At 73.7% G+C, this 23339-nt stretch carries 21 protein-coding genes; 12 read left to right on the top strand and 9 right to left on the bottom strand.

Features of this window, described 5'->3' with window-relative positions; translation table 11 throughout:
* Positions 1–135: 135 nt before the first annotated feature.
* On the top strand, positions 136–420 hold the full coding sequence (locus PH189_RS29960; RefSeq protein ID WP_274192522.1) for an SDR family NAD(P)-dependent oxidoreductase: 285 nt from the start codon (positions 136–138) through the stop codon (positions 418–420).
* Positions 421–445: 25 nt separating this feature from the next.
* Here PH189_RS29960 and PH189_RS29955 read toward each other — a convergent pair whose 3' ends face one another.
* The 4 genes from PH189_RS29955 to PH189_RS29940 all read right to left on the bottom strand — a co-directional run bounded on the left by PH189_RS29955 (position 446) and on the right by PH189_RS29940 (position 5994).
* Complete coding sequence (locus tag PH189_RS29955; protein ID WP_274192521.1) at positions 446–2092, bottom strand: flavin-containing monooxygenase; 1647 nt, start codon at positions 2090–2092, stop codon at positions 446–448.
* A 178-nt stretch (positions 2093–2270) separates the two neighbouring features.
* Positions 2271–3011: a DUF4386 domain-containing protein gene (locus PH189_RS29950; RefSeq protein WP_274192520.1), complete on the bottom strand. Its 741-nt coding sequence runs from the start codon at positions 3009–3011 to the stop codon at positions 2271–2273.
* Positions 3008–3253: a hypothetical protein gene (locus PH189_RS29945; protein ID WP_274192519.1), complete on the bottom strand. Its 246-nt coding sequence runs from the start codon at positions 3251–3253 to the stop codon at positions 3008–3010. The genes PH189_RS29950 and PH189_RS29945 overlap by 4 nt, the downstream gene beginning before the upstream one ends.
* 59 nt (positions 3254–3312) lie before the next feature.
* Positions 3313–5994: a winged helix-turn-helix domain-containing protein gene (locus PH189_RS29940; protein ID WP_274192518.1), complete on the bottom strand. Its 2682-nt coding sequence runs from the start codon at positions 5992–5994 to the stop codon at positions 3313–3315.
* A gap of 168 nt (positions 5995–6162) precedes the next feature.
* Here PH189_RS29940 and PH189_RS29935 point away from each other — a divergent pair, with 168 nt between their 5' ends.
* The 6 genes from PH189_RS29935 to PH189_RS29910 all read left to right on the top strand — a co-directional run bounded on the left by PH189_RS29935 (position 6163) and on the right by PH189_RS29910 (position 13811).
* Positions 6163–7719 carry an acetolactate synthase large subunit gene (locus PH189_RS29935; RefSeq protein ID WP_274192523.1) on the top strand — a complete coding sequence of 519 codons (1557 nt, stop codon included), beginning with the start codon at positions 6163–6165 and terminating at the stop codon, positions 7717–7719.
* A 117-nt stretch (positions 7720–7836) separates the two neighbouring features.
* The gene (gene fucP / locus PH189_RS29930; protein ID WP_274192517.1) at positions 7837–9198 is read left to right on the top strand and encodes an L-fucose:H+ symporter permease; all 1362 of its coding nucleotides are present in this window, start codon (positions 7837–7839) and stop codon (positions 9196–9198) included.
* Between the two features lie 112 nt (positions 9199–9310).
* On the top strand, positions 9311–10624 hold the full coding sequence (locus PH189_RS29925) for an enolase C-terminal domain-like protein (RefSeq protein ID WP_274192516.1): 1314 nt from the start codon (positions 9311–9313) through the stop codon (positions 10622–10624).
* Positions 10611–11315, top strand: coding sequence for a FadR/GntR family transcriptional regulator (locus tag PH189_RS29920; RefSeq protein ID WP_274192515.1), 705 nt, complete (start codon positions 10611–10613; stop codon positions 11313–11315). Before PH189_RS29925 ends, PH189_RS29920 begins: the two co-directional genes overlap by 14 nt.
* Positions 11312–13018: an IlvD/Edd family dehydratase gene (locus PH189_RS29915; protein ID WP_274192514.1), complete on the top strand. Its 1707-nt coding sequence runs from the start codon at positions 11312–11314 to the stop codon at positions 13016–13018. The genes PH189_RS29920 and PH189_RS29915 overlap by 4 nt, the downstream gene beginning before the upstream one ends.
* Before the next feature lie 31 nt (positions 13019–13049).
* Complete coding sequence (locus PH189_RS29910) at positions 13050–13811, top strand: dihydrodipicolinate synthase family protein (RefSeq protein WP_274192513.1); 762 nt, start codon at positions 13050–13052, stop codon at positions 13809–13811.
* Positions 13812–13826: 15 nt separating this feature from the next.
* On the opposite strand, the gene PH189_RS29905 is transcribed toward PH189_RS29910, so the two are convergent.
* Positions 13827–14534 (bottom strand): GntR family transcriptional regulator, encoded by a 708-nt coding sequence (locus PH189_RS29905; RefSeq protein WP_274192512.1) that lies wholly within the window; start codon positions 14532–14534, stop codon positions 13827–13829.
* Positions 14535–14628: 94 nt separating this feature from the next.
* Here PH189_RS29905 and PH189_RS29900 point away from each other — a divergent pair, with 94 nt between their 5' ends.
* Together PH189_RS29900 and PH189_RS29895 are read left to right on the top strand one after the other, a co-directional pair.
* Positions 14629–16092, top strand: a complete 1464-nt coding sequence (locus PH189_RS29900) for an Nramp family divalent metal transporter (RefSeq protein WP_274192511.1) — start codon at positions 14629–14631, stop codon at positions 16090–16092.
* Positions 16089–16757: a hypothetical protein gene (locus tag PH189_RS29895; RefSeq protein ID WP_274192510.1), complete on the top strand. Its 669-nt coding sequence runs from the start codon at positions 16089–16091 to the stop codon at positions 16755–16757. Before PH189_RS29900 ends, PH189_RS29895 begins: the two co-directional genes overlap by 4 nt.
* Positions 16758–16891: 134 nt before the next feature.
* Here the strand turns inward: PH189_RS29895 and ppk2 are convergent, their stop codons facing one another.
* Together ppk2 and PH189_RS29885 are read right to left on the bottom strand one after the other, a co-directional pair.
* Positions 16892–17713 carry a polyphosphate kinase 2 gene (gene ppk2 / locus PH189_RS29890; protein WP_274192509.1) on the bottom strand — a complete coding sequence of 274 codons (822 nt, stop codon included), beginning with the start codon at positions 17711–17713 and terminating at the stop codon, positions 16892–16894.
* Positions 17714–17780: 67 nt separating this feature from the next.
* Complete coding sequence (locus tag PH189_RS29885) at positions 17781–18464, bottom strand: DUF3159 domain-containing protein (protein WP_274192508.1); 684 nt, start codon at positions 18462–18464, stop codon at positions 17781–17783.
* 188 nt (positions 18465–18652) lie between these two features.
* On the opposite strand from PH189_RS29885, the gene PH189_RS29880 reads away from it, so the two are divergent.
* From PH189_RS29880 to PH189_RS29870, 3 genes are all read left to right on the top strand, one after another.
* Positions 18653–19519 (top strand): helix-turn-helix transcriptional regulator, encoded by an 867-nt coding sequence (locus PH189_RS29880; RefSeq protein WP_274192507.1) that lies wholly within the window; start codon positions 18653–18655, stop codon positions 19517–19519.
* A gap of 130 nt (positions 19520–19649) precedes the next feature.
* A complete protein-coding gene (locus tag PH189_RS29875; RefSeq protein ID WP_274192506.1) occupies positions 19650–21233 on the top strand; it encodes an FAD-dependent monooxygenase in 1584 nt (527 codons plus the stop codon).
* On the top strand, positions 21230–21826 hold the full coding sequence (locus tag PH189_RS29870) for a TetR/AcrR family transcriptional regulator (RefSeq protein WP_274192505.1): 597 nt from the start codon (positions 21230–21232) through the stop codon (positions 21824–21826). The genes PH189_RS29875 and PH189_RS29870 overlap by 4 nt, the downstream gene beginning before the upstream one ends.
* Positions 21827–21908: 82 nt before the next feature.
* On the opposite strand, the gene PH189_RS29865 is transcribed toward PH189_RS29870, so the two are convergent.
* Together PH189_RS29865 and PH189_RS29860 are read right to left on the bottom strand one after the other, a co-directional pair.
* Positions 21909–22526: a hypothetical protein gene (locus PH189_RS29865; RefSeq protein ID WP_274192504.1), complete on the bottom strand. Its 618-nt coding sequence runs from the start codon at positions 22524–22526 to the stop codon at positions 21909–21911.
* Positions 22527–22790: 264 nt separating this feature from the next.
* On the bottom strand, positions 22791–22952 hold the full coding sequence (locus PH189_RS29860) for a hypothetical protein (RefSeq protein ID WP_274192524.1): 162 nt from the start codon (positions 22950–22952) through the stop codon (positions 22791–22793).
* Positions 22953–23339: the final 387 nt, after the last annotated feature.

Here is a 23339-nt window from a genome sequence, read left to right as displayed (position 1 = left end):
CCGTTCGCTCATGTGTTCGATTCTAGAGCCGACCCCCGACACGGAGGGCCCGAACCGCAACACCCACGACGACCTCTCGTCGAGGTGCGTCCCCGCTCACGTGCCGCGACGAGTGCGCCCGGGCACCCCCACGCCATGACTGCCACCCGTCCCCTCGCCCTCGTCACCGGCGGCTCGTCGGGGATCGGCTTCGAGCTGGCCGCCCGCCTCGCCGAGCGTGGCCACGACGTCGCGATCTCCGGGCAGAGCGAGCGCGTCCACGACGCCGCGAAGGAGATCGAGGAGCTCGGTGTCGAGGCGTATCCGTTCCGGGCCGACGCCGCGACCTTCGACGGGGTCGAGGCCTTCTGGAACCACCGCTCGCTGTCCGAGCCCGAGAAGGACGCCCGCCAGGGGGCGATGGCCCGGCCGCAGCGGTAGCCGCGGCCGGCACCACGACCGCCGCTCAGGCCGGCGCCGCCGCGCCGGCCCGGCTCAGCGCGAACCCCTCGTAGCCCTTCGCGGCGACGTCGTCGCAGATGCCGCGGTACACCCCCACGCCGCCGACGTACGGGTAGAGGCTGCGGTGCTTGCCGGGGATGTTGGCCCCGACCCACCAGGAGTTGGCCCGGGGCAGCAGCGTCATCGCGGTCACCTCGTCGTGGTGGGCGACCCAGCCCTCCTCGGCCTCGGGGGTCGGCTCGATCCGGTCGACACCCTGGTCGCGGAGGTGACGGAGGCAGCCCGCGACCCAGTCGACGTGCTGCTCGATCGAGACCGGCATGTTGCTCAGCACCGACGGGCTCTGCGGGCCGGTGATCATGAACAGGTTCGGGAAGTCGTGGGTGGCGATCCCGAGGTAGGTGCGCGGGCCCTCGGCCCACTTCTCGGCGAGCGTCAGCCCGTCCCGTCCCGTGATGCCGAGTTTGAAGAGCGTGCCGGTCATGGCGTCGAACCCGGTGGCGTAGACGATGCTGTCGACCTCGTACTCGCCGTCCGCCGTGCGCACCCCGGCGGGCGTGATCGCCTCGATCGGGGACCTGTTGACGTCGACGAGCGTCACGTTCTCCCGGTTGTAGGTCTCGTAGTAGCCGTTCTCGAGGGGCGGTCGCTTGGTGAAGAACGGGTGGTCCTTCGGCGCGAGCATCTCGGCGATCTCCGGGTCGTCCACCCGCTCCCGGATCTTGTTCCGGAGGAACTCGGCGGCCGTCTCGTTGGCGTCCTCGTCGAGGAGCAGGTCGTTGAACGTGGTGCCCAGACGGAAGCCGCCCTTGGCCCACGCCTCCTCGAAGATCTCCTGGCGCTCGTCCTCCGGCACCGACAGCGCCGTGCGGTCCGCGACGTCATAGGGAAAGCCGAACGCCGTCTCCCGGGTCCGCGCCCAGATCTGCGGGTAGTCGTCCTTGATCCTCCGGTCGAAGTCCGAGGTCACCGGGTGGTTGCCGCCGGCGATGTCGTAGTTGGGCGTGCGCTGGAAGACGGTGACGTGCGCGGCCTCCTGCGCGACCTCGGGGATCAGCTGCACGCCGGTGGCCCCGGTGCCGATGACCGCGACACGCTTGCCGGTGAAGTCCACGCCCTCGTGCGGCCACAGGCCGGTGTGGAACGACTCGCCCCGGAAGCTGTCACGGCCCGGGAACTCGGGCAGGTTCGTGGTCGACAGGCAGCCCACCGCCGTGATGAGGAAGCGGGCGGCGAAGCGCTCGCCGCCCTCGGTGTCGACGAGCCAACGCCCCGCGTCGTCGTCCCAGGACGCCGCCGTGACCGTGGTCCGGAAGCGGATGTCGCGGCGCAGGTCGAAGCGGTCGGCGACGTGCTGCAGGTAGCGCAGGATCTCCGGCTGGCCCGCGAAGCGCTCGCTCCACGTCCACTCCTCGAGGAGGTCCTCGGAGAGCCGGTCGGAGAAGCTGTAGAAGTAGCTCTCCGAGTCGCACCGCGCTCCCGGGTAGCGGTTCCAGTACCAGGTGCCCCCGACGTCGTCGGCGGCCTCGAGCACCAGCGCCGACATGCCGAGGGTGTTCCGCAGGCGGTGGAGCATGTAGAGACCGGAGAACCCGGCTCCCACCACCAGGGCGTCGAGCTCACGGAGATCGGTGGACACGGCCTCGGACATCGGCGTCCTCCTCGTTCCGGCGCCCCTCGATCCGCGGCCAGGAGCTCCCGCGGCGCCGGCCCCCGATGGCCGGTGTGGTGCGCCTCACTCTCCGATGATGAGCGCACACGCTCCGTTCCTCCACCGCCGGACGGCCGAGTGCCGACCCCGAGGGGTCGGCGTCCGACGGGGCGGGCGGTCAGTCGATCGTCAGCGAGGTCGGGCGGAAGCCCTTGACGGTCAGCCACACGCCCAGCGAGAACTCCCACAGCGCGATGGGCAGCGCGCACAGGCTGCCGGCGACGGAGACCTGCTCCCACCCGCCGAGCATCGTCACGGTCGCCGACATGATGATCAGCGGTGCGCCGACCAGGCCGACGATCGGGATGATCCGGGGGACCAGGCGCGACCGGTACATCACGTAGCCGAGGAACAGGGCGTTGATGCCGGGGATGAGGCCGGGACCGACCAGGAACGACCACTGACGGACCTCGACCAGCGCCGCAGCGACCACGCCCAGGGCGTCCGCCTGCGCGCCCGCGGCGCCCGCGAGGTCGCTGCGCAGGGCGACGACGGAGAGCACGCACAGCACGCCGACGAGGATCATGGTGGCCTCGACGACGCGGGAGGTCACGAAGCCCAGGGCCGCGGTCCGGCTGACCCGCCGGGCGACCGGGTAGAGGGCGAGGGCGGTGCCGACGGCGGCCAGAGCGGTGATCACCTCGAGCCACGATCCCCACAGGACGGAGGTGCTGCTGCCGGGGGTGCGGACGAAGCCCGCGGGGTCGGCGACGAGGTCGGCAAAGAGCGCGAGCTGGGGGATCGAGGCGGCGAACGTGACCAGGTAGAGCAGGCCGGCGGCGAGGGCGATCCTCCTCATCGGGTCCCTCCGCCGGGGGATCGAGGGGGTGGCGGGGGCGGTGTGGACGTCGGTGGTCATGGGGTCCTCCTCGAGAGGTGGGCGGGCCCGTCGCTCGGGGTGACCGAGACGAGGGGCAGGCCGAGGTCGCTGATCGTGCGGAGCAGGCCGTGGAGCGCGGACTGGTCGGCGACGGGACCGTCGATGACCGTGCTGCCGTCGTCCTGGGGGACGAGCGCCATGCCGTCGAACCGGGAGGCCCAGCGGGAGGCGAGGTGTCCCCGTACGCGGATCGCGTACCGCTGTGGCCCGGTGCTGCTCATGGCCGCCACGGTGGGCGCCGACGTGGTGAGCGGTCCTCACCACGTGTGGTGAGTGACGCTCAGCGACGGCGCGGGAGCACGCCGAGATCGTGGGCGCGGCGGACGGCGGCCCGGCGGCTGGTGACGCCGAGCTTCGCGTAGATGCTCTTGGTGTGGGTCCGCATCGTGTTCAGCGAGACCGACAGCTCGCGGGCGATGTCCGGCCCGTCGAGGTCCGAGCCGAGCAGGCGCAGGACGTCGAGCTCGCGGTCGCTCAACGGGTCGACCAGCGCGGGCCCCGGCGTGACCCCGGCGCAGGCGGCGAGGAGGCGGCGGCCGTACGCGTGCGCGGGGTCGTGCTTCGGGAGCGTCCGGAGCAGCGCCGCGATCGGCGGGCCCTCGTCGGCGACGACGCGGACGACGCCCTCGGCCTCCGCGAGGGCGACGGCGCGCCGGAGGGCCTCGAGCGCGGACGGGACGTCCCCCCGGGCCTGCGCGGCGAGCGCCTGCAGCACGAGGATCTCGAGGACGCTGCCGGCCCGCGCACCGTCCTCGGCCGCCGCGAGCAGCCGGGCGAGCAGGGCGGGTGCGGTGTCGTCCCGGCGGGCGAGGAGCAGCCGGGCGAGGGTGATGTGCTCGTACTCGCGCAGGTAGGTCGGCTCGTCGCCGGGGGAGAGGCCGCGCTCACGGGCCCAGGCCTCGGCCTGGGGCAGCTCACCGCGCCGGACACGCAGACGCGCGCGGACCGCGGGTACCGGCGCCACCTCCGGCGAGTAGTCGCCGTCGTGGACGCGTTCGGCCTCCTCGAGCAGGGCGAGCGCGCCGTCGAGGTCGCCCCGGATGCCGAGCAGCCGCGCCTGGGCCACCCGCGAGCGATAGGGGTTCTGCGGGAGCCCGCGGTGCGCGCCCAGGCGCCGGGCCGTGTCCAGGTGCTCGGCGGCGGCGGTGAGCTCGTCGCGTTCGATCAGCGCCCCGGCCAGGGCGACGTGCATGTCGGCGGCGCCTCGGAGCGGCGCTGCCGGGTCGCTGAGACCGAGGGCCCACCGGTAGAGGCGTTCGGCGTCGCCGAGCCGTCCCAGCGTCCGCCGGATGTCGCCGAGGGCGATGCAGCAGCCCAGGACGTCGGCGACGAAGCGGGCCCGGTGCAGCCCCGCGACCGACTCGACGTACGCCGCCTCCGCCCCGACCAGGTCGCCCCGCGACCACGAGGCGAGCCCGCCGAGGGCGCCCGCGGCGGCCCGGGTGAGGTCGTCGGACGCCGGGGTGAGCGCGAGGCCCTCCCGCGCGTGGGCGGCGGCGGCGTCGAGGTCGCCGCGCCGCAGGGCGAGCGCCGCCCGGTACACCTCGAGGCCGGCGGGGACCGAGCGGTACCCGTCCTCGTCGACGACGACCAGGCCGGGCGGGACGCGCGCGGGCCAGGCGCCGCCGTCCGGCCGCACGGCGCGCTCGACCTCCGCGAGCCGCTGCTCGAGGGTGTCGAACTCGGAGGTCTGGGCGAGGGCGCCGACGAAGGCCATCCCGAGCACCGGCCGCACGCGCACGATCTCGTCCGGCAGCGACCGCACCCACCGCCCGAGCTCGGCCTCCCGTCGCTCGCGCTGCATCGCCGGCATCGCCCGTTCCATCAGGTCCGCGGCCCGGTCGACGTGACCGCCGGCGAGGGCGTGCTCGACGGCGGCGGCGGTGTCACCGCGCTCCGTGAACCAGACACAGGCCCGCCGGTGCAGCTCCGGCACCGTGTCCGCGCGCTCGTCGACGAGGTGGGTGCGCAGGACCTCGGCGAACAGGTGGTGGTACCGGTACCACTGTCGACGGTCGTCCAGCGGCACCAGGAACAGGTTCGCGCGCTCCAGGTCCACGAGCCTGGCCCGGCCCCCCTCGCGGCCGGTGACGGCGTCGCACAGCGGCCCGGTGAGTCGTTCGAGGATCGACGTCTCGAGCAGGAAACCCCGGACCTCCTCCGGCTGGCGCGCCAGCACCTCCTCGGCGAGGTAGTCGACGACGTGGCGGTCGTCGCCGGCGAACCCCGCGATGAACGTCCCGACGTCCTCGCGGCCCCGCATCGACAGCGCCGCGAGCTGCAGGGCGGCGATCCAGCCCTCGGCGCGCCCGTCGAGCGTCGCGACGTCGTGCTTCGAGAGCGACAGGCCCATCGGCCCGTTGAGGTAGGCCGCGGACTCCTGCTCGGTGAAGCGCAGATCGGCGGCCCGGATCTCGAGCAGCTCACCCCGCGCGCGCCACCTCGCCAGGGGGAGCGGCGGGTCGGCCCGGGTCGCGAGCACGAGGTGGAGCTGGTCCACGCGGTGCTCGAGGAGGAACGCGATGCCGTCGTGCACCGCAGGCGAGGTCACGAGGTGGAGATCATCGAGGACGAGCACGAGGTCGCGCGGCATGCGGCCGATGTCGTTCAGCAGCGCGACGAGCGCGGTCTCGGGGGACGACGGCGACGACGCCAGCAGCCCCAGCGCGTCGTCACCGACGCCGGTGGCCGCCCGGAACGCGGCGAGGACGTAGCCCCAGAAGCGCGCCGGGTCGTCGTCGCGCTTGTCCAGCGACACCCAGCCCACGGTGGCCGTGTCCGCGGGAAGGTCGGCGAGCCACTCGGCCAGCAGTGTCGACTTCCCGAAGCCGGCCGGCGCCGACACCACCGTCACCGCCGTGCGGAGCGCGGCGGCGAGAGCCTCGACCAGGCGCGGGCGGGTCACGGTCCCGGGCCGGTGCCCGGGGACGCGGTACTTGCTCTGCAGCAGTGGAGGCGCCATGCGGTCCTTCCACGTCGCGAGCCGGGAGACGGTGATACACCCGATGCGCCGCCGAGTGCACGTCCCGGCTGGCACCGGCGGGGCCGCACCGTGTGGAGTGGGCACCATGACGACGTCGTGGTGCTCCCCGCCCGGTCCGCCCGCCGCGCCGCTGCCCGGGTGCGCCGCATGAGGGGCGCCGAGGCGCTGGTCGGCTCGTTGGTCGACGCCGGCGTGGACGTGTGCTTCATGAACCCCGGCACCTCCGAGATGCACTTCGTGCAGGCGCTGGACTCCGTCCCCGAGATGCGCGGCGTGCTCACCCTGTTCGAGGGCGTCGCGACCGGTGCCGCGGACGCCTACGCCCGCCTCGCCGGCGGGCCCGCCGCGGTGCTGCTGCACCTGGGGCCGGGGCTGGGCAACGGGATGGCGAACCTGCACAACGCCCGCCGGGCCGGGACCCCGCTGCTCTGCGTCGTCGGCGCGCACGCCACCAGCCACGTGCGCCACGACGCGCCGCTGGAGTCGGACATCTCCGCGCTCGCGCGGACGGTGTCGGGCTGGGTGCACGTCTGCGGCGACGTGCGGGACGTGGCCGACGACGCGATGCGCGCGGTGGCGGCCACCTCGGAGCGCGGCGGCCAGGTCGCGACCCTGGTCCTGCCGGCGGACGTGTCCTGGTCCGAGGGCGGCGCGCTCGCGCCCGCCCTGCCCGCGGCGGCACCGTTCCCGCCCGCGCCCTCGCGGGTGGCATCGGCCGCGAAGGCGGTGCGCGAGCCCGGGGCGGTGATCCTCCTCGGCGGTCCGGCGCTGACCGCGGAGGCGATGGACGCCGCGGGCCGGGTCGCCGCCGCCACCGGCGCCCGGCTGCTGACGGAGACGTTCCCGCGGCGCTGGGACACCGGCGCCGGCCGCCCGCGGGCGGACAAGCTGGCCTACTTCGCCGAGCAGGCGCTCGAGCAGCTCGACGGGGCGTCGTCGTTGGTGCTGGCCGGGGCGCGGTCGCCGGTGTCGTTCTTCGGCTACCCCGGGGTCCCGGGGGATCTCGTGCCCGAGGGGTGCACGGTGGTCGGGCTGGCCGACGCCGCGTCCGACGCGGCGGCGGCCCTGGAGGCGCTGGCGGCCGAGGTCGCGCCGGAGGCCGTGGTCGATCCGGCCCCGTGGGACGCGCCGGAGCCCGCGCCCGGACCGCTCGACGTGCGGTCGCTGTGCGCCGCGGTCGCCGCGACGCTGCCGGAGGACGCGATCGTGGTCGACGAGTCGCTGACGGCCGCCGCCGTGCTCGCGCCGGCCCTGCAGACGGCCGCTCCGCACACGCAGCTCGCGCTGACCGGCGGTGCGATCGGGCAGGGCCCGCCCGCGGCTCTCGGGGCGGCGATCGCGGCGCCGGACCGGCCGGTCGTCGCGGTGCAGGCCGACGGGAGCGCGCTCTACACGCTGCAGGCGCTGTGGACCCAGGCCCGCGAGCAGCTCGACGTCACGACCGTACTGATCAACAACTCGGCGTACGCGATCCTGCGGGTGGAGCTCGCCCGGACCGGGGCGGGGGAGGCCGCCCACTCGGGGCGCGCCGGGCGGATGCTGACGCTGGCCGACCCGACGCCGGACTTCGTGTCGCTGGCGACCGGGTACGGCGTGCCGGCGCGGCGGGTGGAGACCACCGAGGACCTGCTCGACGCCCTGCGCTGGGCCCACGGCGAGCCCGGCCCGCACCTGATCGAGGCGATCGTCCCGGCACTGGGGTAGTTGCGCCGGGGTGCTCCGTCCGGCGTCCGGGGCCGCCGCCGGATCCCTTGCTGCCCTTCGCGCCGTCGGGTTACGTTGCTGAACCGTCGGGGGTGCGTCGGCGCACGGGGTGATTCGATGCTGATCAAGAATCCCGCACGGCAGCTGGCCTCCGGTTACCTCGATCGGACGCCGATCTTCCAGTTCGTCCTGCTGTCGCTGCTGTTCCCGATGTGGGGCGCCGCGGCCGGGCTGAACGACATCCTGATCACGCAGTTCAAGCACGTCTTCACGCTGTCCGACGCGGCGACGGCCTTCGTGCAGTCGGCGTTCTACGGTGGCTACTTCCTGATCGCCATCCCGGCGTCGCGCATCGTGCGCCGGACGTCCTACAAGGTCGGCGTCCTGATCGGCCTGTCGGTCTACATCGTCGGCTGCGGACTGTTCTTCCCGGCCAGCACGCTCGCGACCTACGCGATGTTCCTGTTCAGCATCTTCGCCGTCGCGATCGGCCTGAGCTTCCTCGAGACCAGCGCGAACACCTACTCGTCGATGCTCGGCCCGCGCAGGACCTCGACGCTGCGGCTGAACATCTCGCAGACCTTCACCCCGATCGGCAACCTGCTGGGCGTGATCCTCGGCAAGTACCTGATCTTCGGTACCGGCGACTCGATCGAGGCGCAGCTCGACGCGGCACCGACGCCGGAGGCCGAGCGCGCCCTCGCCGAGGCCCTGCTGCAGAACACCCTGCTGCCCTACAAGTACATCCTGATCGTGCTCGTCTGCCTGCTGGTGCTCTTCGTGGTCACCGAGTTCCCCCGGGGCAAGCCGGCGGAGGAGCCTGCGCGGCAGCAGGCCGGGCTGGCCGAGACGTTGCGGGTGCTCGTCCGCACCGCGCAGTACCGCAAGGGCATCGTCGCGCAGTTCCTCTACGTCGGCCTGCAGACGGCGGTGTGGTCGTTCACGATCCGGGTCGCTCTGGAGCTGTACCCCGGCATGAACGAGCGCGAGGCGACCAACTACATGATCGCCGGGTTCACCTGTTTCCTGGTCGGCAAGTTCGTGGCCAACGGGCTCATCGCGCGCTACTCGGCGGCCCGTGTGCTGGTGGCCTACTGCGCGATCGGTGCGGTGCTGCTGACGGCGGCCGCGTTCGGTCCGGCGTCGTCCGCCATCTGGTTCGTGATCGCCTCCAACCTCGTGATGGGCCCGTGCTGGCCGACGATCTTCGGGCAGACGTTGGACACCATCGACGACAAGCGCTACCAGGAGACCGCCGGCGCGATCCTGGTGATGGCCATCGTCGGCGGAGCGGTGATCCCGGTGGTGCAGGGCGCGGTGTCGGACGTGCTCGGCTCGCTCCAGATGTCCTTCGTGGTCTCGGCGCTCTGCTTCCTCGGGATCCTGCTCTACTTCCGCAGCAACCTGCGCCACCACGTCGCCGACGAGCCGTCGAGTCCGGAGATGGCGACCTCGGGAGAGGGCGACCGTTCGCGCTAGACATGCCCTCGTCGCGCTAGACATCTGATGTCTGCGCCTGGCACCGTGAGGAGCTCGCGCAACTCTTGCGATCGCTCCGGCTGGAGCGGTCCAGAGGTCTGAGGAGTGGGTCATGCACGGGGTCGTCGTCGACGTGGAGACCGTCGATCTCCGCTTCCCGACGTCACGCGCGCTCGACGGGTCGGACGCCATGAACGAGGCGCCGGACTACTCGGCCGCCTACGTCGTCCTGCACACCGACGTCGGCCTCGAGGGCCACGGCTTCACGTTCACGATCGGCCGCGGCAACGAGCTCGCGCTCGCGGCGGCGGAGGCGATCGGCCGGCGGGCGCGGGGCTGGTCGGTCGCCGAGCTGGTGGCCGACCCGGGCGGCTTCTCCCGGCACCTGCAGGCCGACAGCCAGCTGCGCTGGCTCGGTCCGACCAAGGGGACGATCCAGCTCGGGCTCGCCGCCGTCGTCAACGCCGCCTGGGACCTCATCGGCAAGGCCGTCGGGAAGCCGGTGTGGAAGGTCCTCGCGGACATGACCCCGCAGCAGCTGGTCGACCTCGTCGACTGGCGCTACCTGCGCGACACGCTCACCCCCGAGGCCGCGCTCGCGATGCTCGAGGAGCGGCTCCCCGGGCGCGCGGAGCGCGAGGCCCGGCTGGTCGAGGAGGGCTACCCGGCCTACACCACCAGCGCCGGCTGGCTGGGCTACGACGACGACAAGCTGGTGCGACTGTGCCGGGAGGCCGTCGCCGCGGGCTGGGACGCGATCAAGTTGAAGGTCGGCGGGGACCTCGCCGACGACGTGCGCCGCTGCGCGCTCGCCCGGGAGGTGATCGGTCCCGGGCGCCGCCTGATGATCGACGCCAACCAGACGCTCGGGGCCGCGGACGCGGTGCGCTGGACGGAAGCCCTGAAGCCCTACGACATCTGGTGGTTCGAGGAGCCGACCAGCCCCGACGACGTCCTCGCGCACGCCGCGATCGCGCGCGCCATCGCTCCCGTCCGCGTGGCCACCGGCGAGCACGCGCACAACGCCGTGATGTTCAAGCAGTTCCTGGCCGCCGGGGCCATGGGGGTCTGCCAGCTCGACGCCGCGCGACCCGGCGGCGTCGACGAGGCCGTCGCGGTCCTGCTGCTCGCCGCCGCCCACGACGTCCCGGTCTGCCCCCACGCCGGCGGCGTCGGCCTGTGCGAGCTCGTGCAGCACCTGTCGATGTTCGACTACGTCGCCGTCAGCGGCACCCGTGCGGATCGGATGATCGAGTATGTCGACCACCTGCACGAGCACTTCGCCGATCCGGTCCGGATGCGCGGCACCTCCTACCTGCCGCCGACCCGGCCGGGCTACAGCGCGGAGATCCTCGCGGCGTCCCGCGCCGCGTACGCGTTCCCGCACGGCTCGGCGTGGACGGACCGGGCCCGTGACGCGAGCTGACAGCGTCGTCGACCGGGTGATCGGCGCGCTGGTCGCCCGCGTGGAGAACGGGGAGTTCTCCGCGGGGGAGCGCCTGCCGCCGGAGACGGACCTGGCCGCCGACCTCGACGTGTCGCGCCTGTCGCTGCGCGAGGCGGTGCGTGCGCTCGCCGGGGCCGGGGTGCTCGAGGTGCGCCGCGGGGACGGCACCTTCGTCACCGACCTGCGCCCCGACCGGCTGGTGCGGGCCACCGGCACGTTCCTCGACCTGGTCGACGAAAAGGGCATCGCCGAGCTGTTCGAGTGTCGCCGCGTGCTCGAGCCGGGCGCCACCGCCCTGGCCGCGACCCGCATCGACGAGGCGGCCCTGCAGGACCTCCGGGAACGGCTCGAGCGGATGCGGGGGCTCACCGAGCCCGAGCGCCTGGTCGCCGAGGACCTGGAGTTCCACGCCGCGATCGCCGCGGCGGCCGGCAACGCGACGCTCGCCTCGCTGACCGCCGCCGTCGCGGGGCGCACGGCACGCGTCCGGATCTGGCGGGCGATCGTCGAGCACGACGTCCTGAGCTGGACCCACGACCAGCACGTGGCGATCCTGCGTGCCCTGCGCGAGCGCGACTCGCTCGCCGCGTGGACCGCGGCCACCACCCACGTCGTCGAGGTCGAGGAGTGGGTCCGGGCCCATCTGACGAGCGCGGGAGGTCGGCGATGAGCGGTCGCAGCGCGGCGTGGTTCGGCGCCGAGGGTCGATCCGGGATGATCCACCGCTCCTGGATGCGCAACCAGGGCGTCACCGACGAGGTCTTCGACGGGCGCCCGGTCATCGGGATCGCCACGACATGGTCGGAGCTCGTCCCGTGCAACGCCCACCTGCACCGCGTCGCCGAGGCGGTCAAGCGCGGCGTGTGGCAGTCCGGCGGGTTCCCCCGCGAGTTCCCGTGCACCGGGCTCGGCGAGACGCTGCTGCGCCCCACCGCGATGCTCTACCGCAACCTGCTGGCGATGGAGGCCGAGGAGCTGATGCGGGCCAACCCCCTCGACGGGCTGGTCCTGCTCTCGGGGTGCGACAAGACGACGCCCGGACTGCTCATGGCGGCGTCGAGCGTCGACCTGCCGGCGATCATGGTCACCGGCGGGCCGATGCTCAGTGGCCGCTACCAGGGGCGCCAGCTGGGCTCGGGCACGCAGGTGTGGCGCTTCGAGGAGGAGCTCGCGGCCGGGACCATCACGCCCGCCGAGTGCGCGGTGGCCGAGGGCGCGATGGCCCGCTCGCCCGGGCACTGCATGACGATGGGCACCGCGTCGACCATGGCGTGCCTGGCCGAGGCGCTGGGGATGCAGCTCCCGTACTCGGCGACCTGGCCCGCCGTCGACGCCCGCCGCGACCAGACCGCGCAACGGGCGGGTCAGCGCATCGTCGAGCTGGTGCAGGCCGACGTCCGCCCGTCCTCGATCATGACCCGGGAGGCGTTCGAGGACGCCGTCAAGGTCAACGCGGCCATCGGCGGCTCGACCAACGCCGTGATCCACCTGGCGGCGATCGCGGGCCGGCTGGGCGTCCCGTTCTCGCTCGACGACGTCGACGCGCTGGGCCGCGACGTGCCGACGCTCGTCGACCTCGAGCCCTCGGGGCGGTTCCTCATGGAGGACCTCTGCTACGCGGGCGGGCTGCCGGCGGTGATGGCCGAGATCGCCTCGCTGCTGCACCTCGCGCGCCCCACCGTGGCCGGGGGCACGGTCGCGGACGCGCTCGCGGACGCGGCGTGCTGGAACCGCGAGGTCATCCACCCGTTCGACCGGCCGATGGCGCCCGCGGGGAGCGGGACGGCCGTGCTGCGCGGCAACCTCGCCCCCGACGGCGCCGTGATCAAGCAGTCGGCGGCGTCGCCGGCACTGCAGCAGCACCGCGGCCCCGCGCTCGTCTTCGAGTCCCCCGAGGAGTACCGGGCGGTCAGCGACGAGCTCGACATCGACGAGTCGACGGTGCTGGTCCTGCGCTACTGCGGCCCGCGCGGCTACCCGGGCATGCCCGAGGTCGCCAACGTCGGGCTGCCCCGCACGCTGCTCGAACGCGGGGTACGGGACATGGTTCGGGTCTGCGACGGGCGGATGTCGGGCACGGCGTACGGCACGGTCGTGCTGCACGTCGCGCCCGAGGCGGCCGTCGGGGGCCCGCTCGCCCTGGTGGAGACCGGGGACGAGATCGAGCTCGACGTGCCCGGGCGCGCGCTCACCCTGCACGTCGACGACGACGAGCTGGCCCGCCGCCGGGAGCGGTGGCGGGCGCCCGCGCCGGCGGAGTCCCGCGGCTGGACGCGCCTCTACACCGAGCACGTGCTGCAGGCCGACCACGGCGCCGACCTCGACTTCCTGGTCGGGGCCGGCGGTGCCGAGGTCCCGCGCGAGTCCCACTGACCCGACCGATCTCCGGACGAGGAGGAACGACATGGACCCCGTCTTCACCGGCGTCGGCGTCGCCCTGGTGACGCTCTTCGACGACCACCGGGCGCTCGACGCCGACGCCACGGCCGACCTGGCCGCGCGGCTCGTCGAGCTCGGCGCCGACGCGATCGTCGTGGCCGGCACGACCGGCGAGGCCGACGCTTTGGACGACGACGAGCGGCTGCGGCTGTTCTCTGCGGTGCGCGCCGCGGTCGGGGACGCCGTCGTGGTGGGCGGCACCGGCGCCGCGTCGACCCACCAGGCCGTGGCGCTGACCGCGCGGGCCCCCGACACCGGCGTGGACGCGGTCATCGCCCGCACCCCGCGCGGGCTCGCCGACCCGTCCGGCTACTACCGCGAGCTCGCCGACGCCGCGGGCCCGACCCCGGTGCTGGCCTACCACTTCCCGGCGATCTCCCCGCCCGGCATCCCGGTGGAGATGCTGCCCGCGCTGCCCGTCGCGGGCTGCAAGGACTCCTCGGGCGACCCGACCCGCCTGCTGGCGACCGTGGACTCCTACGCCGGACCCGTCTGGACCGGGAACCCGGCGCTGATCCACATGGCCGGCGCGCTCGGCTGCGCGGGCGGCATCCTCGCCCTGGCCAACGTCGCCCCCGAGCTCTGCGCGGCCGCGTTCGCCGGCGACGCCGACGCCATGCGGAAGTTCACCCCGACCCACCTCGCCTGCGAGCGCGACTTCCCCCGCGGGGTCAAGCAGCTCGTCGCGGAGCGGTTCGGGACCTCGGAGGTGCTGCGGATGGGATGAGGATCAGCTCTGCTGTCAGCCCTGCGTGGGGCCGCCGGCGTCCTCGGAGACCGGGCGCAGACGCTCGTAGCAGGCGGCCTCGAGGTGGGCGCGCATCGCCGCCTCCGCCGCCACGGGATCGCGGTCGAGGACCGCGCGCGTGATCCGGCGGTGCTCGGAGAGGGTCTGCTCGCCCAGCCCGCGGTCGTAGTGCAGCCGGAAGATGTGCAGGTGGCAGTGGGTGCGCTCGAAGGCCCGCCGGACCTGCGCGCTGCCGGCCAGCTCGGCCACCAGGACGTGGAAGCGGGTGTCGTGCGCGGCGAGCGCCTTGTAGGAGTCGTAGGTGTCGCTCGCGGGGGTCGTGCAGGACCGCATCTCGGCCTCCAGCCGTTCCCGCCCCTCGGCGTCGGCGTGCTCGGCCGCGCGCGCCGCCGCCCACGGCTCGATGAGCAGCCGGAACTCGTAGAGGTCGTCGAGCTGCTCGCGGGAGAGCAGCGGCGAGGTGCGGTAGCCGCGCAGGGGCTCCTTGACCACGAGCTCGGCCGACTCCAGGCGCGCCAGCGCCTCGCGGACCGGGGTGGGCGACACCCCGAGCTGGCGCGCGAGGCCGTCGATCGAGACCCGGGCGCCCGGCTCGAGGACGTGGTCCATGATCAGCGCCTTGATCGCCTCGTGGACGTCGTCGGCCAGCATCTGACGGCGGGGTAGCCGGCCGATCGTCGCCCCCGGCGCTGCGCTGCTCATCTCCGACTCCCGTCGCTCCGGCCCACCCCTTGACGCGTGAGCCGCCTCACACGCACCCTACAGGAAATTTCCTACACGATTCTGAGTGATCGACATGTCGACATCCGAGACGAGCCGGGCCACCGACCCGGTGCTCCGTCTGCCCGAGGCGCCGGCGGCCCTGCGCAAGCGACGGGTGGGGGTGGCGACCGCTCTGCGGTACTTCGGACCCGGGGCGATCATCGCGTCGCTCACCATCGGCAGCGGCGAGTCCATCCTCGCCTCCCGCGAGGGCGCCGTCTTCGGGTACGCCGTCCTGTGGGCCGTCGTGGTCGGCTGCTTCGCCAAGGGCGCCCTCGTCTACGCCTCGAACCGCTACATCACCCTCACCGGGGAGCACCCGATGCGGCGCTTCGCGCGGGTGATGCCGGGGCCGCGCGGGTGGTTCCCGATCGTTCTGGTGGTGATCTGCTTCGCCTCGTTCCCGGGCTGGGCCAGCGGGGTGGCGACGGCGCTCGGGGACTACCTGGAGGCCCTCGGCCTCGGCAACGCCACCCTGTGGGCCGTCGGCGTGCTGCTCGTCGCCGCGGTGCTGTCCTTCGTCGGCGGCTACGCCGTGCTCGAGAAGGTGCAGGTGGCGATCGCCGGGATCATGGTGCTGCTGGTCCTGATCGCGGTGTTCGTCTCGAACCCGGACTGGCTCGCTGCTCTGCGCGGACTGCTGCCGGTGTTCCCCGACTACGCGCCGTTCGTGGCGGAGCGGTACCCCGAGGTCGCCGAGACATCGGTGTGGGTCGAGCTCGCGGTGTTCATGGGCGGTCTCGGCGGCGGGATGTACGACTACATCGGCTACACCGGCATGTTGCGCGAGAAGAAGTGGGGGATGCTCGGCCACCGCGACGCCGCCCGGATCGAGCAGGACCTCGCGGCGAAGGACGACCGCGCGCCGATCCCGCTGTCGACCGGGCCCGAGGACGTCGCGACCGCCCGCGCCTGGAGCCGCGCCCCGTTCTTCGACATGCTCGCGGCCTTCCTGGCCCTGGGCGTCATCGCCGTCGCGTTCATGATGAACGGGGCGACGATCCTCGGCGCGCAGCAGCAGGTGCCCGAGGAGAACGACGTCCTGACCTACCAGTCGCAGTTCTTCGGCGTGGTGGCGCCGGTGTTCGAGTACTTCTACATCGTCGCGATCGTCATGGTCCTCTTCGGCACGATCTATGCGCTCTGGGAGGCCTACTCGTGGACCGCCTACGAGAGCCTCGCCGCGGTCTCGGAGAAGGTGCGGACGCGCGGGCAGCACGGGATCCGGCCCGTCGTCTACGGATGGACCGGCGCCATCGCCCTCGTCGCGATCCTCTCGGACCTGAGCTTCACCGACCTGGTCACGCCGGCGTCGATCCTCGGCGGCGTCTTCGCCTGCGGCATCTACGGTGCCGGGCTGCTGTACATCGACAAGGTCAACCTGCCGGAGCCCTACCGGATGGGCCGGACGCTGCGCACGCTGGTCGTGCTCGGTTCGGTGTTCCTCACCGTCTGCGGCGCGGTCGCGATCCTCGAGCTGGTGGGGGCGATCGCATGAGGACCACGGTGTCGTGGCGCCACGTCGTGCTCGGTCTGGGTTTCCTGGCCCTGGCCGGTGTCCGGGCCTCCCAGGGGGCGCCGGTGTGGGCAGCTGTCTTCGCGCTCGCGGGCGCGGCCAACGCCTGGCTCGCGTTCCGGGACGCCCGGGCGGAGGGGGCGCCGTCGCCGGGCCTCGCCGACGTGGACCCCCGCGAGATCGAGCACGAGCGGGCACGGTGCCTCGTGGCGCAGCGCCGGTGGCAGGTCCTCGGGCTCGGCGGGGCACTGCTCGCGGCCGGGCTGCTGCTGCTCGAGCCGCCGCTGGCCGTGCTGGGTGGCGCCGCAGCGCTGTTCGCGGTGTTCCGCGCCCGCCGGGTGCGGCGCTACGCGGCGACGCTGCCCGATCGCCCCGGCGTCGGCCATCTCGAGGATCAGGACGGGGAGCCGGCCGTGCCCCGCAGGGCCCACAGCGAGGCCGCGATCGGGCCGGCGAGCACGACCACCGCGATCACGGCGCCGACCGCGGCGGTGGGCGCCAGGACCACGGCCAGGGCCACGACCACGACGACCTGCACCAGCAGGGTGCGGGGCCGGGGGCCCGGCCGTGTGGCCACCCCGGGCGGCACGGGCTCGGTGGGCTCGGTGGGCTCGGTGGGCTCGGAAGGCTCGGGCGCCGGGATCTGAGCGAGGTCGGCCTCGAGCCGCGCGAGCACCGCCTCCTCCTCGGCGGAGAGCGGGCGCGCGGGCTCGGGCGGTGGGGGGTCGTTCAGATCGGACATCCGGGGCCACACCTCGCACTCGTGAGCCCCCATTGTGGATCAGGATTCGTCGAGCAGCATCGCCGCGTGGTCGGGGACGGCACGCGCGAGCTCCCGGGGCGGGCGCACGTAGCCCTCGCCCGGCGGGCGGGCCGGGATCGACAGGGGCGACAGGTCGGTCGGTGTCCACGGGACGGTGTCGAGCAGGTGGGCGATCGTGTTCAGGCGGGCGCGCCGCTTGTCCTCGGACTCCACCACCGTCCAGGGCGCGGTGTCGGTGTCGGTGGCGGCGAGCATGGCGTCCCTCGCCTTCGAGTACTCGTCCCAGCGGCTGATCGACTCCAGGTCCATGGGGGAGAGCTTCCAGCGCTTGAGCGGGTTCTCCACGCGCGCGCGGAAGCGGCGCTCCTGCTCGTCGGGGCTGACCGAGAACCAGTACTTGCGCAGCAGGATGCCGTCCTCGATCAGCATGTCCTCGAAGATCGGGCACTGGCGCAGGAAGCGGTCGTACTCCTGCGGCGTGCAGAAGCCCATCACGTGCTCGACGCCGGCGCGGTTGTACCAGGAGCGGTCGAGCAGGACGATCTCCCCGGCCGCCGGCAGGTGCGCGACGTAGCGCTGGAAGTACCACTGCGTGCGCTCACGCGCGGTCGGCGCGGGGAGCGCGACGGTGCGCGCGACGCGGGGGTTGAGGTTCTCCACGACCCGCTGGATCACGCCGCCCTTCCCGGCCGCGTCGCGTCCCTCGAAGATCACCACGAGCCGGGCGCCGCTCGTCCGGACCCATTCCTGCATCCGGACCAGCTCGCCCTGCAGCCGGAGCAGCTCGGCCTCGTAGAGCTTCTTGGGGATGCGCTTCGGCGTCGCCGCAGGCGTCGTCATCGCCGTGACCTCTCGTTCGCCGGGTACCGGGGACAGCATCTCCCAGGGATCGGGCGACGGGGTCACCTCAGGTGACGGCGGGGGTCGGCTCATTGGCGATCGCGCGGCGGGCGGCGACGAGGGTGACGGCGGCGAGGACGGCGAACATCGGCGCGGCGGCGACGCCGAGGGCGGCCAGGACCGCGGGCTGGTCCGCGAGGTACGCCACGCCTCGCAGAACGAGGTTGAGGGCGTGGAGACCGACCCCGCCCAGCGTGGTGATGCTGTAGACGCGGAGCAGCCGGGCGTCGTCACGCCAGTCGGCGGGCCCGCCGGCGAGACGGTTGAGCAGCAGCCCCGTCACCGGCCGGCGCACGAGCACCGAGCCGAGGAAGAACACGCCGAGCGCGGCGGGGATCAGCGTGGGGAGCAGGAAGAAGGCGCGGGCCTCGCCCGAGAAGGCCGCGACAGCGGCGCAGACGCCGGCGACGGCGAGGCCGACCAGCGCGCCGCGCAGCGACTCCCGGCGGGCGAGCCGCACGCCGAACGCCACCGGCGCGGCCAGGGCGAGGGCGACGAACGCCGAGGTCAGGCCGCCGAGGGAGTCGGCGACGACGAAGGCGACGGCCGGTGCGGCGGCGACGACGATGCCCGTCACGCCCCCGGAGCGGGCGAGGCTCCTGCGCCACGCCGCACCGAGCGTCGTCGGGCCCTCGTCGGCGCGCCCGGACGCTCGCTCGTGCGGGAGGGTCGTGGCGACGTCGTCCGTCATGGGGTTCTCCATCTCCTCGGGGGACGTGTGCCGTCGACACTCGCCGGTCGCCCGAGGCGCAACCACGGCCTGCCGATCCGTGGCTGCGCGGGCCATCGATCGCCCGAGAGGGGGATCGACGATCCGTGGCTGCGTGCCGCCTCGCGCCGGTAGGAACGGGGCAGCACCGAGGAGAGGGCGGTAGTTCGATGATCGACCGGGCCGGGCTGGCGGCGTTCCTGCGCCGGCGCCGCGAGGCGCTGCAGCCCGAGGACGTCGGCGTGCCGAGGGGCGCGCGCCGCCGGACGAGCGGGCTGCGGCGCGAGGAGGTCGCCGCGCTGTGCCACATGTCCACCGACTACTACTCTCGCCTCGAGCGGGAGCGCGGTCCGCAGCCGTCGGAGCAGATGATCGCCGCGATCGCGCAGGGGCTGCACCTCTCGCTCGAGGAGCGTGATCACCTGTTCCGGCTCGCCGGACATCACCCACCGGTGCGGGGCGCGGCCAGCGAGCACATCAGCCCGGGCCTGCTGCGCATCCTCGACCGCCTCGCCGACACCCCGGCCGAGATCGTCACCGAGCTGGGCGAGACGCTGCGCCAGAGCCCGCTGGGGGTGGCGCTCACCGGCGATGCGACCGCCTACACGGGTCCCGCGCGGAGTCGGGGCTACCGGTGGTTCACCGACCCCGCCTCCCGCGCGCTCTACGCGCCCGGGGAGCACCCGTTCCTCTCGCGGATGTACGCCTCGGGCCTGCGCGGGCTGGTCACCCTGCGCGGACCCGGGTCGCGGGCCGCGTACCTCGCCGATCTCCTCCTCGCGCGGAGCGAGGAGTTCCGGACGCTGTGGGACGCCCACGAGGTCGGCCTGCGGCCGCACGACGTCAAGCGCTTCGTGCACCCCGAGGTCGGCGAGCTGGAGCTCAACTGCCAGACGCTCCTCGATCCCGAGCAGTCCCACCTGCTGTTCGTCTACACCGCGGTCCCGGGCAGCGCGAGCTACGAGAAGCTGCAGCTCCTGTCCGTCCTCGGGCCCCAGACCGTCACTCCGGGACAGCTGCAGCCCGACGAGTCCTGAGCACGCGTCGCCGGTGCGCCCCGTGCCCTCCGTGTCCGGTCGAGCACGCGGTGAAGTGTCGCTTGACGGCCTCTGAGCAGGCGTTCTCTACTTGGTTGGGTCACCAATCAAGGGCGCGGAGGGCACAGGAATGAGCACGGCGGACGGCATACTGGTGGTCGGCGCGGGGCCCGTCGGGCTGACGACCGCGTCCCAGCTGGCGCGGCTCGGCGTGCCGGTGCGCGTCGTGGACGTCCTGCCGGCGCCGACCACCGAGTCGCGCGCGGTGAGCCTCCACGCCCGCAGCATGGAGATGCTCGCGTCGATGGGCGTGCTGCCCCGGCTCGAGGCGCGCGGACGGCGCATCCCCGCGATCGCCATGGTCGACGGCCGGACCGGTGAGACGCGGGCGCACGTCCCGTTCGACGAGGTGCCCAGCCGCCACCCCTTCCTCCTCGACATCCCCCAGCCCGACACCGAGGCCGTCCTCGCCGAGCGCGCCACCGAGCTCGGGATCGTCGTGGAGCGCGGGGTGTCGCTGACCGGGCTGTCCCAGGACGACGACGGCGTCGAGGTCACCCTGCGCGGACCGGAGGGCGAGCAGACGACGCGCGTCGGCTGGGTCGTGGGCGCCGACGGCGGGCACAGCACCACGCGACACCTGGCGGGCACGCACCTCGACGGGGCCTTCCACGGCCAGCACTTCGCGATGGCCGACGTCGACGTCGACACCGAGTTCTCGCCCGACGCGATCCGGATGTTCACCCACCCCGACGGGATGGGGATGCTCTTCCCGCTCGCGGGCGACCGCGCCCGCATCATGTTCCTCGTCGACGACCCCGGTCCGCATGCACCGGACCCCACCCTCGAGCAGATCCAGGCCCTCGCCGACGCCCGGATGGGCGGGCGGGTCATCGTGCGCGACCCGCACTGGCTGACCTACTTCGAGGTCCACCACGCCCAGGTCCCGCGCTACCGCCTCGGGCGGGTCCTCCTGGCGGGCGACGCCGCGCACATCCACAGCCCGGCCGGGGCGCAGGGCATGAACACCGGCATCCAGGACGCCGCGAACCTCGCCTGGAAGCTCGCCCTGGTCGTGCAGGGCCGCGCCGAACCCGTCCTGCTGGACACCTACCATGACGAGCGGCACCCGGTCGGCGCCGAGGTCGTGAAGGCGACGACGCTGCTCACCGACGTCGGCACGGCGCAGGGCGCCGGCGCGGCGCTGCGCGACGCCGCCCTCTTCGTCGTCGGCCACGTCCACCCGCTCGGGAACGCCGCGGCCACGACGACCGCGGAGCTGCGGGTGAGCTATCGCCACAGCCCGCTCTCGGTGCAGCACGGGGGCCACCACCACGGCGCGGCCCGCGTGGGCGAGCACGCCCCGGACCCCGTGGGGCTCGCCCGTCCCGACGGCACGCCCGTCGCGGTCGAGGAGCTGGCGGAGCGACCCGGCTTCCTGCTGCTGGTGCGCGGTGACGCCGCCGGGCAGGAGGAGGCCCTCGGCGATCTCGGGTCGGTCGTCCGGATCGGCGAGGACGTGCTCGACCCCGACGACGTCGTCGGCCGCGCTTACGGGCTCGGCGCCGAGGGGCTGGCGTTGATCCGGCCCGACGGCTATCTCGGCCTGGTCGCCGACACGGCCGACCCGGCCCTCGTGCGCCGCTACCTCGCCGAGACGCTGCACCTCGCCGCACCCGCCGCCCAGTCGGCGGCGGTCGCAGAACCGTCGTGACGGCGAGGCCCGACCGGCGGCGCGCCCTCGTCGACGCGGCGCTCGAGGTCATCGGCGAGTCGGGGCTGGGCGGGTTCACCCAGCCTCGGGTCGCCGCCCGCGCCGGGATGCGCCAGAGCCACCTCACCTACTACTTCCCGACCCGCGACGACCTCCTCGTCGCGGTCGCCGAGGAGGCGGTGCGCCGTCGCGTCGCCCTGCTGGCCGAGAGCCTGGCCGGTGCCGAGGGGAGGGCCGAGCAGGTCGCGGCCCTCGCGCGGGTGGTCAGCTCGCCCGAGGACACCCGGGTGCTGCTGGCCCTGACGCAGGCCGCCGACCAGAACGAGGCGGTCCGCGCCACCTTCGGTGCCCTCGCCGCCGGCGTCGCACCGCTGGGCGCGGAGGTGCTCGCCACGGCGGGGAGCGAGGCCGACCCCGTGGCGCTCGCGCTCCTGCAGGCCACGTCGACGGGCATCGCCGTGCTGTCCCTCGCGCGGGGCAGCGACGTCCCGTTCGCCGAGCAGCTGTTCACGATGTTCCTCGACCGGCTCATCACGACCCGACAGGACCTCCGCGGCGGCGGGGTTCCGGCGAGCCCGGGGGAGTACGGGTAGGACGCACGAACCGGTGCGGAGACGAGGTCTCCGCACCGGTCCGGGGTGGTGCCACCGACGACGTCGGTGTCGCGCAGCGGGGTCAGCGCTTGGTCGAGCCGATCCCCTGACCCACGAGCCCGCCGGCCGCCGAGGCGACGACGGTCAGACCGAGGGCGAGTGCGGCCCAGCCGGCACCCTGCTGGGCGGCCTGGAGTGCCTGGGCGGGGTCGATCCGGCTCGCGGCCTGACCGGCCTGGCCGGCCTGTGCCTGGAGCCCACCGAGCTGCGACGCGGCGGTCGCGATGTTGCCGAGCAGCGCTCCGGCGCCGAGGAGCGCGAAGCCGAGGATCGCGACGATCCCCACGGCCCAGGTCAGGACACCGTGGAGGAGCCCCTCGTCGGAGTCGCGAGACGCGGCCGTGGAGCCGGCCATCAGACCGCCGACGAAGAACGCGATGAGCCCGAGGACGGCGCTGACGATGCTCGCCGTCGTGCTCTGACCGCTGCCCTCGACACCGAGGTCGATGATCCCGAGGCCGAAGAACAGCAGCTGGAGGACGAGGAACACGGGGAGCGCCACGACCACGCCCGCCCACACCGGGCCCCAGTGCACGCGATCCTGCCAGCGCTCGGGCGAGGGTGCCTCCTCGCGATGGGTGCTCCGGGGCTGCTCGACGTACCCGTCGGTCGGTCGGTCGGCTTCGTACGCAGTGGTCATGAACGGCACCTTCTCTGTCGGGCCTCGCCCGGGTCCGGCGTGGGACGTGAGTCGACGGCTCGTACCCGGGGAATGAGGATGGAGAGTGCGCCTGCTCTTCGTGAACTCAGCGACACCTGTGGTCACGGTCGGCTCGGAGCGCGACCCGATGACTCGCGTCGGGTGCCCGTTGCTGCGACGCGGGAACGTCGCAGAGAGATCCGGTGGAGTGACGGTCGTCGCGTCGGACGTCCGCCTCGGGCAGCGTGAGCACCGGGACCGGCGTCAGTGCCGGGGAGCCGACCGTTTCGCGGCGCCCACGGCCGCGGTGGCGACGAACAGGACGATGCCGACGATCGCGAGCCAGAACAGGCCCTTGATCACGAAGCCCAGGACGGCCAGGACCACCCAGACGATGAGAGCGGCGACGAGGACCTTCAGCAGCACGGGTGGTCTCCAGACGGTGGTGCGACGAGCGCGTGGCTCCGGACGGAGGTCCCGGGCGCGGACCCGACACTGCCCCGCCGTGCGGCGCGGCGCCCGTCGGAGAGCTCATCCATCGCGGCGGGGCCACGTGCTCGCGGGGTTTGGTTTCTTGATCGACTACCGATCCTCCGGGCAGGTTCGTCGCCCAGCCCCCGCTGCAGATGGAAGAACACAGGGTTCGCCCTCTCCGGCGTCGTTCTCACAGAACGCGGTCGGCGCCGGTCGCGTCCGCCCACCAGCAGAAGAGGCCCATCATCTCGACCTCCACGAGCAGTGCCCTCGCCGATCTCTCGGCGGCCGGCGTCTCCATCTGGCTCGACGACCTGTCGCGCCAGCGCATCGAGTCCG

The sequence above is a fragment of the Actinomycetospora chibensis genome (assembly GCF_028737215.1).
GTDB classification, from domain to species: Bacteria; Actinomycetota; Actinomycetes; order Mycobacteriales; family Pseudonocardiaceae; genus Actinomycetospora; species Actinomycetospora chibensis.
The sequence above is the reverse complement of the archived record's forward strand: the minus strand, read 5'-3'. Positions and strand labels throughout refer to the sequence as shown.

Excerpts from the sequence above, each read along its gene's own strand:
- PH189_RS29945 (WP_274192519.1), bottom strand. The coding sequence starts at position 3,253 with ATGAGCAGCACCGGGCCACAGCGGTACGCGATCCGCGTACGGGGACAC.
- PH189_RS29960 (WP_274192522.1), top strand. The coding sequence starts at position 136 with ATGACTGCCACCCGTCCCCTCGCCCTCGTCACCGGCGGCTCGTCGGGG.
- PH189_RS29950 (WP_274192520.1), bottom strand. The coding sequence starts at position 3,011 with ATGACCACCGACGTCCACACCGCCCCCGCCACCCCCTCGATCCCCCGG.
- PH189_RS29875 (WP_274192506.1), top strand. The coding sequence starts at position 19,650 with ATGAGCACGGCGGACGGCATACTGGTGGTCGGCGCGGGGCCCGTCGGG.
- ppk2 (WP_274192509.1), bottom strand. The coding sequence starts at position 17,713 with ATGACGACGCCTGCGGCGACGCCGAAGCGCATCCCCAAGAAGCTCTAC.
- PH189_RS29910 (WP_274192513.1), top strand. The coding sequence starts at position 13,050 with ATGGACCCCGTCTTCACCGGCGTCGGCGTCGCCCTGGTGACGCTCTTC.
- PH189_RS29885 (WP_274192508.1), bottom strand. The coding sequence starts at position 18,464 with ATGACGGACGACGTCGCCACGACCCTCCCGCACGAGCGAGCGTCCGGG.
- PH189_RS29925 (WP_274192516.1), top strand. The coding sequence starts at position 9,311 with ATGCACGGGGTCGTCGTCGACGTGGAGACCGTCGATCTCCGCTTCCCG.
- PH189_RS29940 (WP_274192518.1), bottom strand. The coding sequence starts at position 5,994 with ATGGCGCCTCCACTGCTGCAGAGCAAGTACCGCGTCCCCGGGCACCGG.
- PH189_RS29900 (WP_274192511.1), top strand. The coding sequence starts at position 14,629 with ATGTCGACATCCGAGACGAGCCGGGCCACCGACCCGGTGCTCCGTCTG.
- PH189_RS29895 (WP_274192510.1), top strand. The coding sequence starts at position 16,089 with ATGAGGACCACGGTGTCGTGGCGCCACGTCGTGCTCGGTCTGGGTTTC.
- PH189_RS29935 (WP_274192523.1), top strand. The coding sequence starts at position 6,163 with ATGAGGGGCGCCGAGGCGCTGGTCGGCTCGTTGGTCGACGCCGGCGTG.
- PH189_RS29955 (WP_274192521.1), bottom strand. The coding sequence starts at position 2,092 with ATGTCCGAGGCCGTGTCCACCGATCTCCGTGAGCTCGACGCCCTGGTG.
- PH189_RS29865 (WP_274192504.1), bottom strand. The coding sequence starts at position 22,526 with ATGACCACTGCGTACGAAGCCGACCGACCGACCGACGGGTACGTCGAG.
- fucP (WP_274192517.1), top strand. The coding sequence starts at position 7,837 with ATGCTGATCAAGAATCCCGCACGGCAGCTGGCCTCCGGTTACCTCGAT.
- PH189_RS29905 (WP_274192512.1), bottom strand. The coding sequence starts at position 14,534 with ATGAGCAGCGCAGCGCCGGGGGCGACGATCGGCCGGCTACCCCGCCGT.
- PH189_RS29880 (WP_274192507.1), top strand. The coding sequence starts at position 18,653 with ATGATCGACCGGGCCGGGCTGGCGGCGTTCCTGCGCCGGCGCCGCGAG.
- PH189_RS29915 (WP_274192514.1), top strand. The coding sequence starts at position 11,312 with ATGAGCGGTCGCAGCGCGGCGTGGTTCGGCGCCGAGGGTCGATCCGGG.